At 60.6% G+C, this 13,033-nt stretch carries 12 protein-coding genes; 2 read left to right on the top strand and 10 right to left on the bottom strand.

Features of this window, described 5'->3' with window-relative positions; all coding sequences use genetic code 11:
- Positions 1-48: 48 nt before the first annotated feature.
- From GOV80_RS13110 to GOV80_RS13090, 5 genes are read right to left on the bottom strand one after another with little or no spacing between them, the layout of a single operon-like run.
- The gene (locus GOV80_RS13110; RefSeq protein WP_170785304.1) at positions 49-591 is read right to left on the bottom strand and encodes a DUF3833 domain-containing protein; all 543 of its coding nucleotides are present in this window, start codon (positions 589-591) and stop codon (positions 49-51) included.
- A complete protein-coding gene (locus tag GOV80_RS13105) occupies positions 588-1,205 on the bottom strand; it encodes a DUF3833 domain-containing protein (protein ID WP_170785303.1) in 618 nt (205 codons plus the stop codon). Before GOV80_RS13105 ends, GOV80_RS13110 begins: the two co-directional genes overlap by 4 nt.
- A complete protein-coding gene (locus GOV80_RS13100; RefSeq protein ID WP_170785302.1) occupies positions 1,202-2,425 on the bottom strand; it encodes an MFS transporter in 1,224 nt (407 codons plus the stop codon). Before GOV80_RS13100 ends, GOV80_RS13105 begins: the two co-directional genes overlap by 4 nt.
- Positions 2,425-2,901 (bottom strand): hypothetical protein, encoded by a 477-nt coding sequence (locus GOV80_RS13095; RefSeq protein WP_237215819.1) that lies wholly within the window; start codon positions 2,899-2,901, stop codon positions 2,425-2,427. The genes GOV80_RS13100 and GOV80_RS13095 overlap by 1 nt, the downstream gene beginning before the upstream one ends.
- A 19-nt stretch (positions 2,902-2,920) precedes the next feature.
- The gene (locus tag GOV80_RS13090; protein WP_170785301.1) at positions 2,921-4,255 is read right to left on the bottom strand and encodes an NAD(P)/FAD-dependent oxidoreductase; all 1,335 of its coding nucleotides are present in this window, start codon (positions 4,253-4,255) and stop codon (positions 2,921-2,923) included.
- A 189-nt stretch (positions 4,256-4,444) separates the two neighbouring features.
- Between GOV80_RS13090 and GOV80_RS13085 the strand changes: the two genes are divergently transcribed.
- Positions 4,445-5,170 (top strand): SDR family NAD(P)-dependent oxidoreductase, encoded by a 726-nt coding sequence (locus tag GOV80_RS13085; protein WP_170785299.1) that lies wholly within the window; start codon positions 4,445-4,447, stop codon positions 5,168-5,170.
- A 15-nt stretch (positions 5,171-5,185) separates the two neighbouring features.
- On the opposite strand, the gene GOV80_RS13080 is transcribed toward GOV80_RS13085, so the two are convergent.
- A complete protein-coding gene (locus GOV80_RS13080) occupies positions 5,186-6,838 on the bottom strand; it encodes a Y-family DNA polymerase (RefSeq protein WP_170785297.1) in 1,653 nt (550 codons plus the stop codon).
- A 61-nt stretch (positions 6,839-6,899) separates the two neighbouring features.
- Entirely contained in the window at positions 6,900-7,187 is a 288-nt protein-coding gene (locus GOV80_RS13075; protein ID WP_170785295.1) for an I78 family peptidase inhibitor, read from the bottom strand.
- Positions 7,188-7,317: 130 nt separating this feature from the next.
- Here GOV80_RS13075 and GOV80_RS13070 point away from each other — a divergent pair, with 130 nt between their 5' ends.
- A complete protein-coding gene (locus GOV80_RS13070) occupies positions 7,318-8,430 on the top strand; it encodes an S-(hydroxymethyl)glutathione dehydrogenase/class III alcohol dehydrogenase (protein WP_170785293.1) in 1,113 nt (370 codons plus the stop codon).
- Between the two features lie 52 nt (positions 8,431-8,482).
- On the opposite strand, the gene GOV80_RS13065 is transcribed toward GOV80_RS13070, so the two are convergent.
- From GOV80_RS13065 to GOV80_RS13055, 3 genes are all read right to left on the bottom strand, one after another.
- Entirely contained in the window at positions 8,483-9,421 is a 939-nt protein-coding gene (locus GOV80_RS13065; RefSeq protein WP_170785291.1) for a DMT family transporter, read from the bottom strand.
- Between the two features lie 134 nt (positions 9,422-9,555).
- Positions 9,556-9,969: a group III truncated hemoglobin gene (locus GOV80_RS13060; protein WP_170785289.1), complete on the bottom strand. Its 414-nt coding sequence runs from the start codon at positions 9,967-9,969 to the stop codon at positions 9,556-9,558.
- Between the two features lie 48 nt (positions 9,970-10,017).
- Positions 10,018-12,936, bottom strand: a complete 2,919-nt coding sequence (locus GOV80_RS13055) for an error-prone DNA polymerase (RefSeq protein ID WP_170785287.1) — start codon at positions 12,934-12,936, stop codon at positions 10,018-10,020.
- Between the last annotated feature and the right edge of the window lie 97 nt (positions 12,937-13,033).

Below are 13,033 nucleotides of genomic sequence, written 5' to 3'. Positions count from 1 at the left end.
ACCTAGGCAATTCTGATTTTGGGGCGGGCCCTTGCGCCTGCCCTTTTTCTATTTCTTTTCGAAGAACAGTACGACTTCGCCCAGGCGCACACCATAGCGCGAGACATAGGCGCGGTTCAGCAACCGGTCATCGGTCATCAACCACATCCAGTCATCGAAATTCACCCGCATGGTGCCGTCCTTGATCGGCAGATCGATCTTGTATTTCCAATTGAACGTATCGCCGCGTTCAATCCCGCTAGCCGTACCCAGCACACCCGGAGCCGTGCCCGTCCAAGTATCCTCGCCGGTTTTGGTCAGGGTCCAGATGCGCTGCTCGGTCGCGCCGTCATCATAGACGAAATCTTCGACCAGAGTCAGGGTTGTGCCGTCCCATGTTCCGTCGATATCCACCGTGAACCGGCGTGGGACATTGCCCAGAACATCCTGAAATTGGCCATAGGCGACGGTTTTACCCTCAAAGAACTCTTCCAGGTTCAACTGTCGGTCTGACAGGAACGACTTGGGCACGCGCGGTTTGGCCGAGCATGACGCCAGCGCAGCGACGCCAGAGATGGCAAGTAAGGTGATCAGAAACCTGCGCAGGGTCATTGCAGGGGCCTTGCTTCGCTGTCTGAGTCATACCCGTTGGCCCCGTTCAGATGCGCGGCTTTGACCTCAGGCGCGGGGCGCATTGTGGCGACGAGTTCGGCGACCTTAAGGCCAAACTTGCGCATTTCCGAGCGGTTCATGATCACGCCGCTTTCGGTCAGATACATCCAGTCGGTGACATCCAGTGTGTGCCCGCCCGAGTCCGCGGGCAGGATAATCCGATAGGTCAGCTTGACCGTCGCGCCCGAGATCGTGCCTTGTCCTTCGCCCACGATATCGTCGGCTGTGGCCGTGAATGTGTTGCCGGTACCCAGTGTCAGGTACCATTTACGGGTCATCTGTTTGCCGTTGGAATAGGTAAAGTACTCGGCCAGCGTCCCGGTGTTGCCGTCCCATTCACCGACCATGCGGGCAACAAAGCTATTGGTCATCTTGCCGTTGGGGCCGTAGATCAGCCCTTCGGACAGGATCTCTCCGTTCAGGTTTTCCTTCATTTTGAAGGCGGGGCCGGTTCCAGCGTAATCGGCGGAGGATTGCGATCGGAAGCTCAGAAATCGACCCTTTGCGACGAACAGAGCCAAGACGGCTAAAAGCAGAACAACAAGCAGTTTCATTTGGCAGAGACCTCAGTAGGCAGCGTCAGAACCAGTCCGAATGCGCCGAGTTTCAAAATGCAGGGCAGAACGGCATAGGCGAGGGTGAGCGTTTTCAGCGCCTCGGTCGTGTTCGCCTGACCAGGAGTGAACCCGCTGCGTTCCAGCAGCGGCAGGGTGAAAAAAGCAGCCAGAGCAAGGCCCAGCTTGCCCGCAAAGGACCAGATGCCAAAGGCGGTTGAGGCATTCAGCCCTGCACGCGTCAGTACAACCGAGAACATGGCAGGCAGCACCACCATATCGGCACCCAACGCCGCGCCCGAAGCGATGCAGATCGCGGCGAAGCCAGCTAGGTTTCCAGCCGACAGCATGGCCGCTCCAATAAAGCCCGCGATAGACAGGGGCATGGCTATAATCAGAGCCTGTTTTGGGCCAATTCGCTTGCTCAGCCGTGCCCAAAGCGGAACGCTGACGCCTGCGCTGAGGAAAAACAGGATCAGCAGTGGGCCCGCTTTGCCCGGCAGTTGCAGCTTGTCTTCAACAAAGAACAGAAACAGGGTCGAGGTGATGGCCACAGGAAGGCTGTTCACCAGCGCCAGAACCAAAAGGCGCAACGCACCAGCCTGTCCAAGCCCCGCCAGAGATATCCCTTGTCCGGTGATCGGCACGCGCCGCCAGATTGGAACGGTCATCGCAAGGGTGAGAAGGGCCAGCACCCCCAGAAACAGTCCAAAAGCGGGATAGCCTTGCGCCCCGGCGCCAAGCGCTACGAACACAGCCGGGGCGATGGCTGCCAAAATGACCCCGGTCAGCTGCCCGCCCTCGCGCCACGCAGCCAGGGTCATCAGTTCCTGGGCGTCGGCTCGCTTGGCAAGTGTAGCGCTGCGCCCATAGAGAAGGATCGTGCCTAGGCTGTAGGCAGAGAATAGAAGAATTAAAACAGTGACTAATTTCGGGATACTTGCCCCTTCGGGCAGGCCGAACAGCAAGGGAAATCCGATGGCCAATCCAAGCGCGGCGGCAGCGGCGTATGCAAGCTGCGCCCCTGGCCAGCGGTCGATGGCCCATCCGATCAGCGGATCTTGCACCAGATCAATCAGGCGGATCAGCAATAGAACCGTCCCGATTACCCCCAACCCTATACCCAGATTGACGGCAGCAAAGCGCGGTAGGTGGATGTAAAGCGGGATGCCCGCCGCCGCGAGCATCAGCGCATAGAGGCTGACCCTCGGATACAACATTACTGACCTTTGAGCTTCTGCGTGAACGCGGCCGAGCGGCTTTTCTCGCCCAGAAACACCGACATGAAACTGCGCTTGATGCCCGGATGGCGCATGGTGCAGGTTTTTGCGCCGTTCAGCCAGAAGGATACCTCATTTGGCCCGTCCGAAACTGCCAGATAACGATCGCCCTTTTTCACGGCCTTGAAGCAGACCTCAAGCTGATCACGCACAGGGGCGGGGCGCCCGATGCGGTCCATTTCGTCCAGGGTCGAGTTGATCAGCACCTTTTTTGATACGTTACGGCGGTATTGCAGTTCCAGCGCGAAGTCCTTGTTCCAGTCGAACGCCCCGCCGCCCGGCGTAAAAAGTCGTCCGTTGTAAAGCGGCAGCCCAAGATAGCGATAGGTCGCAGTGCCGCGCAGTTGCGGATCGTCTAGATCATTCAGTCCGGTAGCGGCCTGCAGGCTGCCCGGCACCAGCAGGGCCAAGGACAAGAGTGTCGCCCGACAGAAGTCAGACGCTTGCCGAGGCCACGATGGCTGCGTTTTGTGCATCAGTCTCATTGTCAGCTCCGAATGTGTGTTGGGTGCCATTCAAGCGCTCGACCACATGCATCGCGCTGGCAATCCCATCTTCGTGAAAGCCGTGCCTGTTATAGGCGCCGGCAAACCAGGTTCGGTTCTGTCCCTGCATCGCGCGGATTTGCCCTTGTGCCTTCAGGGCCGCTTTGTCGAAGACCGGGTGCGCAAATTCCACCTGATCATAGATTTTATCCGCGGGAATTTCTGATGAAGCGTTCAGCGACACGAACAGCGGATCGCTGTCGGGAATGTTCTGCAGACGGTTCATCCAATAGGTTACGCCAACATTTCCGGCTTGCGACCGATAGGTCCAACTGGACCAGCAGGCACGCCGGCGGGGCATCTGGCGTTCGTCGCAATGCAGGATCGCTGTGTTCGGCTGATACCGGATTGCACCAAGTGCGGCGCGTTCGCCCTGGGTCGCGCTGTCACCCAGAATGGCCAGCGATTGATCGGAGTGGGTGGCCAGGATGATCTCGTCAAATTGATCCGCGTGCCCTTGGCTGTGTACCGTGACGCCAACATCATCGCGCTTCACGTGATCCACCGGCGCGTCAAGACGGATGTCGCATCCACGTGCGCGTAGCGCGGCGTCGATGCGACGCACATATTCGATACTACCGCCATTGACTGTATACCACTGATGTTGCTTGGCGCGTCCGCTGGCCAGCAGTGCATGGTTTCGGAAGAACTGCACCAATGAGCGGGCGGGGAACTGATCCACAAACTCAACCGGAGTCGACCAGATCGCGCCGCACATGGGCATCAGGTAATTGTGGCGGAACCAATGGCCGAGGCGCAGCTGATCCACCAGCTCTCCGATCGTGGTGTCGTCGTCTTGTGCGGCCTCTGGGGCCTCTTTGCCGAACCGCAGAATGTCGGCGATCATCTTGTAATATGCGGGGCGCGCAAGATTGCGTTTCTGCGCGGTCAGGGTGCGCAGATTGTTCAGCCCGTATTCGATGCGGCCATTGTCGATGGTGGCACCAAAGCTCATTTCCGACTTGATAACCGGCACGTTCAGTTCATCAAACAAGGCGGTCAGATAAGGATAGGTCACGTAGTTGAATACGATGAAACCCGTATCGACCGGCTGATCGCCGTTCTTTCCCGCCATAACCGTGCGCGCGTGACCGCCCAGCCGGGGTTCGGCCTCAAACACGGTTACGTCATTGTTTTCTGACAGGTAGTAAGCTGCGGAGAGACCCGAGATGCCTGCGCCTATTACTGCGATTTTTTTCCGACCGCTCCGGGTTTCGTCGAACATTCAAGCCTCGTTCTGTAACGTATTACAATAAGATACGCAGAATAGGCTTGGGTGGATCAATCGGGTTAGAAGAATTTCGAAAATGCACTAGGTTGTGACTTCGGGTTACAAGATGCGTTATCTGTCCCGCCTGTGATCCGGCACCCCTCGGCGGTCGTAAAACAGAAAAGCATATGAAACGGTCCCGGAATGAGCAGCTTTGACGGAAAGACATATTGGATCATCGGCGCCAGTGAAGGGCTGGGGCGGGCTCTGGCCGAGACCCTCAGCCGCCAGGGCGCGCATCTGATCCTGTCGGCCCGCAACGCAGAGCGTCTGGCCGAGATTTGCGATACCCTGCCCAACGCCCGTGCGATTGCGATGGATGTGACTGATTTAGAGTCTGTTTGTGCGGCAGCGGCCGAGGCCGGCTCAGTCGATGGGCTGGTCTATAACGCTGGTGCCTATGATCCCATGCGGAGTGGTGACTGGAATACGGAACGCGCGCTGAGGATGGTCGATGTGAACTATCTTGGGGCCATGCGGGTGCTGGGGGAAACCGTGCCGGGGTTCGTCCAGACAGGGCGCGGGGATATCACCCTGATCGGGTCTTTGGCTGGTTATCACGGTCTGCCAGCGGCGATTGGGTATGCGTCCAGCAAGGCGGCGCTGGTGTCGCTGGCCGAGACGATGCGACATGATTTGGCCGGATCGGGTGTAACCGTACGGATCGTCAATCCGGGGTTCATCAAGACCCGGCTGACCGAGAAGAACAGTTTCAAAATGCCCATGCTGATGACGCCCGAGGACGCGGCGGATCGCGTGGCCAAAGCCATGGCGCGTCGCCGGTTCCGCACCGATTTCCCTGCGCCGTTTTCCTGGGTGATCCGGCTGATTGATTACCTGCCGGATTGGCTGGTGTATCGCGGTAAGTAGACTCTAATCAGGGGTTTATCCAAACTGACCATGGCAAAACCAGCCCGCCGACATGGTGCCGCCGTGGCCGTAAAACAGCCACAGCCGCTCGCCCTGTTCGGTCACAACCACCCAGTAATCGCGCACGCCGCTGCGCCAGTTAGGGTCATCCAGCCACCATTCCGGTGCGATCCGTTCCGGCCCGGTGGCTTGTGTCAGTTGCCAGTTTCGCCCGCGCCAGCGAAATGTGTCTGGCACGTCTGGGGTATCTGGAGCGGCTACTGGCTCGGGTTGCCACATCTGCAAGGGACGCGGACGCGGTGGTGCAGGCCAGTCTTGCGCGGGTTCGGACCACGCAGCAGCCAGCACCTGTGCGGTTTTCTCGGGGATATGCGAGGCCGCCGGGTGCCGCCTTGTGATCGCCTCCAGCCCGACCCGCGCACCTAGTTTTCCGATCAGGTCTTCGACAGCGGTGTTACCGTCCAATCGGTTGCGGGCGACGCGGCGCGCCTCGGCATGACCGGCCATGGTGCGGGCGTGGATGGGTTCCGTCTGCACCGCCTCAAGTCGTAGCATGTCGATGCCATAGCCCGCATCGATTTGGTCGATTTTCATCTCTAACAAAGGGCGAATGCGGTGTTTATCATAGGTTGGACGGGCCAGCCCGACCTCGATGATCTCAGCCGCCTGATCGGCGCGATGGGCTTCCAGCCGCAGAGTCCGCACCCCGCGCGCTTTCTCCTCTAGCTTGGTGCAGAGCGTCGGTAGAACGCGGTCGATGGCGGCCATGACGTCTTCGGTCAGACCGATCGGGTTGGGCAGGGTCATCCGCACCGCAAAGTGATGCGGCGGTCGGGCGGGCGAGACCGGCTCGGGCGCGCTGCCCATCGCCTGATCCAGCCGTAGCACCAGTCCCCGCCCAAATCGCCGCGCCAGCGACGCGCGCGGCTGCCCCAGTAGGTCGCCGATCCTGCGCAGGCCCAGACGGTTCAGCTGTGCGACCACCTGATCCTCAAGCCGCAGCGCTGCAATGGGAAGCGAGCTGAGCGCGCCATAGGATTGCCCCGGCGCTGTGATCCGCGCGCCACTGCCCACAGCCACCATTTGCGGTGCGGCCCCGCCCTTGGTCCAGTGCCGCCGCTTGGTGGCGCGGGCGCGGGTGGCGCGGGCCTCTTGGCTGATGGCGTCGCCATTGCGGTCGGAGGTGGCCTCTTGCCCCGCGTAGCGTGCCAGCGCCCAGGCCGCACCCAGCGTGTCGGCGATGCCCATCTGCACGCTGAGCCCCATATCGGCGCAGTCGGTTTCGATCACGTTCAACAACGCTTCTTCCCCGCCGAACAGATGCGCGCAGCCTGACAGGTCCACGATCAATCCGTCTGGCGCTTCTTCAGCCACCCATGGGCTGAATTTGCCCACCCACCGGCGCAGGGCGGTCAGAAACGCAGCCTCGGCCGGGGCGTTGCGGGGGCGTGTCACCAGATTGGCGCACATGGCATGAGCGTCGCGCACTGGTTGGCCCACGCGCAGACCAGCGGTCTGCGCATCCGCGTTCAGGGATGTGATCACCTGCATGTTCGACTGCTCAGTCACCACAGCCAAAGGCCCATCTTGCAGCCCCCGCGCAGCGCGGATCAGCCGTTCAGCCCCCAGACGGGGAAACCAGAGCGAGAGTATTCGGCGTTTTGGCATTGGCAGACATCAAAATGTTCCCATTTTGTTCTTATCGTAGAATCGCCCGCCGAGTCCACGCTTACCCGCAGGTCAGGCGTTGGATGATCCCGGTCTCATCTACAAAAACATTCAGCCGGTCGATGCGGTAATCCTGCGTGGCCAGATCACCCGGCCCCAGAACGCGGGACCGTTCGGGCAACTGGGCCTGAATGGTCGAAACCGGTTGACCGACAGAGCCTGCAACAGCTTCGCCCTGACAAAAGGCCAGATCGACCGGGGCGGGTTCGGGCGACAGGGGCGCATCCTCGGGCGCGGGGGGCTGGGCACAGGCGGTCAGCAGGGCCAGCGTGGGAATAAAACGGTGCATTGGCGTTCCTCTTTCCGGCAATGTCGTTTCTGCAATATCAGATGTTTAGCAAAGCTGGCATCAAAGCGCAGTTGAAAACGCCCGGCAATTGACGCAGGGTCGAGGCAAAAGTGACAGGGAGACACCGAATATGCGCACCCGTGCCGCCGTCGCCGTTCAGGCAGGCAAACCTTTGGAAGTGATGGATGTGAACCTCGAAGGCCCCAAAGCGGGTGAGGTTCTGGTGGAAATCAAGGCCACCGGCATCTGCCACACCGATGAATTCACCCTGTCGGGCGCGGATCCCGAGGGGCTGTTCCCCGCGATTCTGGGCCATGAAGGCGCAGGCATCGTGGTCGAGGTCGGCCCCGGTGTGACCAGCCTGAAACCGGGCGACCACGTGATCCCGCTCTACACCCCGGAATGCCGGGAGTGCGAATACTGTCTGCACCCCAAGACCAATCTGTGCCAGGCGATTCGTGAAACGCAGGGGCAGGGCCTGATGCCGGATGGGACCTCGCGCTTTTCGACTTTGGATGGTGATCCAATCCTGCACTACATGGGCTGCTCGACTTTCTCGAACCACACGGTTCTGCCGGAAATCGCGCTGGCCAAGGTGCGTGAGGATGCGCCCTTCGACAAGATCTGTTATATCGGATGCGGTGTGACCACAGGGATCGGCGCTGTGATCAACACTGCCAAGGTGGAAATCGGCAGCCGCGCCATCGTGTTCGGTCTGGGCGGTATCGGGTTGAACGTCATTCAGGGCCTGCGTCTGGCCGGGGCCGATCAAATCGTTGGCGTTGACCTGAACCCCGCCAAGGTCGAGATGGCGACCAAGTTTGGCATGACCGATTTCGTGAATCCGAACGAGGTAGAAGGCGACCTGGTGCCCTATCTGGTCAACCTGACCAAAGGTGGCGCGGATTACACCTTTGACGCCACTGGCAATGTGGGCGTGATGCGTGCCGCATTGGAATCGGCGCATAAGGGCTGGGGTGAATCGATCATCATCGGCGTGGCGCCTGCGGGAGCCGAAATCTCGACCCGTCCGTTCCAGCTGGTCACGGGCCGCTCGTGGCGCGGTACGGCCTTTGGCGGCGCGCGGGGCCGGACCGATGTGCCGAAAATTGTCGACTGGTACATGGAAGGCAAGATCGAGATCGACCCGATGATCACCCACACCATGGGTCTGGACGACATTAACCACGGTTTCGACCTGATGCATAAGGGCGAAAGCATCCGCTCGGTCGTGGTTTACTAAGGCCCTCAACCTGCGATTTTGAGGACGGCGCGCTGTGAATGGCGCGCCGTTTTTATTTGCCGGGACGGCTTGCGCCGGTGTCAGAGCGTGGCGAGCGGACCCGCAGAACCGGGGTATTGACCGACGAGGTGTTCGCCCGGCTTTCGCGCCAGACCACATAGACGCCTGAGGCGATGATGATGCTGGCCCCAACGGCGACCCAGCCATCGGGCCGCTCGTTGAAAAAGACCATGCCGAACAATGTGGCCCAGATAATCTGACTGTATTGGCTGGGGGCGACGACCCCAGCGGGCGCGGCTCGATAGGCAAGGATGATCAAGTGTTGTGCGACGACCGAGAACACGCCCACCAGCGCCATCATCGCCAGATGCAGCAGCGAGGGAGGTTGGTAAACGGCGGGTTGCATCAAGCTCATGACCACAATGGCCAGCAGCATCGGATATAGGATCAGCACGGCCGAGCGTTCCTCATTCCCGATCTTGCGCACCAAAACAGACCCTAACGCGCTGGAAAACGCCGCAGTCAGGGCCGCGAGGTGGCCCAGAGTGATGTCCGTTGCACCGGGGCGCAGGACGATCAGAACTCCGATCAGGCCACAGCCGACGGCGGCCCAACGCTGTGCGCGCACGACCTCCCCCAGGATTGGGATCGACAGGACGGTGACGAACAGAGGGAAGGCGAATAGCAGCGAATAGACCTCGGCCAGCGGCAGCGCCGAGAAAGCGTAGAAGGCGCAGACCATGGACGTTACCATCAGGGCCGAGCGCAGCAGGACCAGCCACGGATGATGTGGTCGGAAATTGCCCGTTGTCCGGTCGGTCAGGATCGTCACCGCCATTGGCACAAAGGAAAACAGCGTTGCGAAAAAAATGATCTGCATCACCGAATAGGTGCTACCCAACACTTTGATCAGCACATCGTGGCTCGCAAAAACGGCAAAGCCCGCAAACGCATAGCCAAGCCCCCGAAGGGTGGTGTTCTGAGTGCTCATGAGGCGGCCTCGGGTGATGTGTCGGTGTAGGGGCGCAGCGCATTGGGGCTGTCGTACCCCTGAGTAAACCCATTTGGCCGACCCGCATAGCCCCTATTTTACCGCTAACATGGCAAAACCGCCATGTCCTGGGATCAACGCAGGATGGGAGGGGCGTCTTTGGGTTGTCGTGCAGATTGCACACCGGCCTTCATCCCCACGCCGATCCGGCGGGCCAGTGCGACCCACGGGATCGCGGTCTCGGGTGGCAGGGTCTGGGTGGCGACCTCTTCGAAAAGGTCCAGCCAATGGGCGAACATCTCGGGCTGCACGTCGGGCCGTTCAATATGGACCCGCTGCGGATTGCCGTCATAGCTGCGCTCATACAGGATGGCGTTGCGCCAGAAGGCGGCGATCTTTTTCTCATGCGTGGGCCAGTCTTGGACATGTGTGCTGAAGACCGGTCCTAGCACCGCGTCCTCGCGCACGCGGGCGTAAAAGGCGGCGACCTGAGCATTGATCTGATCTGGGGTCGCGGGAAAGCGCGGCGACAGCGTGGGGCGGGTCATGTTTGGTCCGTTTTCGACTCTGTTCTGGGCCGATACCCGGTTTGGGCGTCACGCAACAGGTGTGGTTTTGTCGCGCGGATCGGGCGTCAGCAGATGCCGGATCAGGGCCACTGGATGCGCCTTGAGGCTGAGGCGGGTGGCCACGTAATCTTCGACTACCTGCTCGCCTAGCGTCATCTGTGGCAGATAGGCTGCGGGCTCGTCCAGCGCCTCGCCCTCCAGATCCTGCGAGAACAGCGGCAAGGGCTTCGCGGTGGCAATCGCTTTGGCCTGCCACAACGCCTCGCGCCTTGTCAGATCGCAGGCGGAGAAGGCATCGGCCTCAGCCAACCGTTCGATTACCGAGGGGCCAAGTCCGGCACGACGCCACACATCATCCACCTGATGGTAGCCATTACCGCGCGCGGCGGTCAGCCAGCTGGCATCTTCCTCGCTCAGGCCCTTGATCTGGCGGAACCCCAGCCGCAGGGCCAACCCGCCGTGACCGTCGGGTTCCATCACATTGTCCCAGAAACTGGCATTGATACAGACGGGGCGCACCTGAACCCCATGTTCGCGCGCATCGCGCACGATCTGCGCTGGTGCATAAAACCCCATGGGCTGCGAGTTCAGCAGCGCGCAGGCGAAAATCCCCGGATGATGGCATTTAATCCAGGCCGAGGCATAGACCAGCAGCGCAAAGCTGGCCGCGTGGCTTTCGGGGAAACCGTAAGAGCCAAAGCCTTCGATCTGCGAAAAACAGCGCTCGGCAAAATCCTGTTCATAGCCGTTCCGCTCCATCCCGCGCAGGAACAAGGCGCGGAATTCGCTGACATTGCCATGTTTCTTGAACGTCGCCAACGACCGCCGCAGCCGGTCCGCCTGTTCCGGGGTGAACCCCGCGCCGACGATGGCGATCTGCATCGCCTGTTCCTGAAACAGCGGCACGCCCAGCGTTTTACCCAGCACCTCACCCAACGCATCCGAGGGGAAGCTGACCTCATCCTCGCCATTGCGGCGGCGGATGTAGGGGTGGACCATGTCGCCCTGAATGGGGCCGGGGCGGATGATGGCGACCTCGATCACCAGATCATAGAAATTGCGCGGCCGCATCCGGGGCAGAAAGTTCATCTGCGCGCGTGATTCCACCTGAAACACCCCCACCGAGTCCGCCTTGCAGAGCATGTCATACACCGCCGGGTCCTCGGGCGGCAGGGTGGCAAGGGTATAGCCGGTTTGGTGGTGCTGCGTGATTAGGTCGAACGCCTTGCGGATACAGGTCAGCATCCCGAGGCTGAGCACATCGACTTTCAGAATACCCAAGCTGTCGATATCGTCCTTGTCCCAGCAGATGACCGTACGGTCCTCCATCGTGGCGTTTTCGATGGGGACGAGTTCATCCAGCCGGCCCTCGGTGATGATGAACCCGCCGACGTGTTGCGAGAGGTGGCGGGGGAAGCCGTCAATCTCATAGACCAGCATTAGAGTCTGTTTCAGGCGTTTATCGTCGGGATCAAGGCCAATCTCGCGCATGCGTTCGGCTTCAAGACCTTTGGCCGAGAAGAACCCCCATAGCTGTGACGAGAGCGCCGAGATCGTATCCTCGGTCAACCCCATCGCTCGCCCCACCTCGCGGATGGCGCGTTTGCCGCGATAATGTACGACCGTGGCGCAGAGGCCCGCGCGTTCCCGGCCATAGCGGTCATAGATGTGCTGGATCACCTCTTCGCGGCGTTCATGTTCGAAATCGACGTCTATGTCGGGGGGCTCGTCCCGCGCCTCGGATACGAAGCGTTCGAACACCATCGTACCGAGTTCCGGGCTGACTTCGGTGATGCCGAGGCAATAGCAGACCACCGAATTGGCCGCCGAACCGCGCCCCTGACATAGGATATCGCGGGATCGGGCGAAGGTGACGATGTCACGGACGGTCAGGAAATAGGGTTCATATTTCAGCTTGCCGATCAGGGTCAGTTCATGCGCCAGCATTTTCTTGGCCTTCTCGGACGCGCCCGCCGGATAACGCCAGTTCAACCCCTCATGGGCCAGACGGTGCAGGCGCTGGGTCGGGGTTTCCTGTTCGTCGCCCTCGCTTGGGTATTCATAGCGCAGCTCATCGAGCGAGAAGGTGAGGTCTTTACTAAGAGCATGAGCGCGGGCAACAGCGCCCTCGTGACCTTTAAAGATGCGCAACATCTCGGTCTCGGAGCGCAGGCGCTGTTCGCCATTGGCCAATGCCTCGCGGCCCAGATCATCCACCTTACGGCGCAGGCGGATGGCGGTCAGAACGTCGGCCAGCTTACGACGGGCCCCGTGATGCATCATCGGTGTGGCACTGGCGAGTGTGGGGATGCCCAGTTGCTTTGATTCAGTCTCTAACAAAGAGAAATATGCGCTGTCTGCGCCATCGTATCGAGGGTGCATCAACAGGTTTATCCGCCCGGCAAAGCGGCGCGTCAGTTGTTGCGCGTGTGTCCTCCATGCGCTCGCGCCGCCTTGGGATCGGTCCGCTTGTGGCCAGAGCAGCAGGTGGAGGCCGTCGGAAAACTCCAAAAGGTCGGACAGGTGCAGGATGCAGTCGCCTTTCTCGGCACGCAGGCGGCCAGTGGACAGGATACGGCATAGGTTGCCCCAACCCTGTCGGTTCAGCGGCAAGGCGGTGACGGTAGGTGCGTCGGTAAAGATCAGCCGCGCGGCTGGGATCAGGCGCGGCACTGCGTGAATCGGATACGAGGGCGGTTTGGGGATGTGGTCAGGGCAGGGTGGGCCGATGGAGGTGCTCTGCGCTTCCCACTCCAGCCGTTCGCGGACCTTGCGGGCAATCTCGCGCGCCTGGGTGTGGGCGCGGACAATCCCGGCGACCGAGTTGTCATCGGCAATCGCAATAGCGGGCAGGCCCAGGGTGACGGCACGCTCCATATACTCCTCGGGGTGCGAGGCCCCGGTGAGGAAGGTGAAGTTCGATGTGATCGACAGCTCGGCATACATGGCGAGTCACTATTATATTCACGTTTTGTTCTTTTTCGAGTCCTTTGCGCAGGAAACGGGTCGCTTGAGATCGATCAGATCGGCAGGGTCGGCAAAA

The sequence above is a fragment of the Ruegeria lacuscaerulensis genome (genome assembly GCF_013034685.1).
GTDB classification, from domain to species: Bacteria; Pseudomonadota; Alphaproteobacteria; order Rhodobacterales; family Rhodobacteraceae; genus Ruegeria; species Ruegeria lacuscaerulensis_B.
This window is presented reverse-complemented; position numbering and strand designations above follow the sequence as displayed.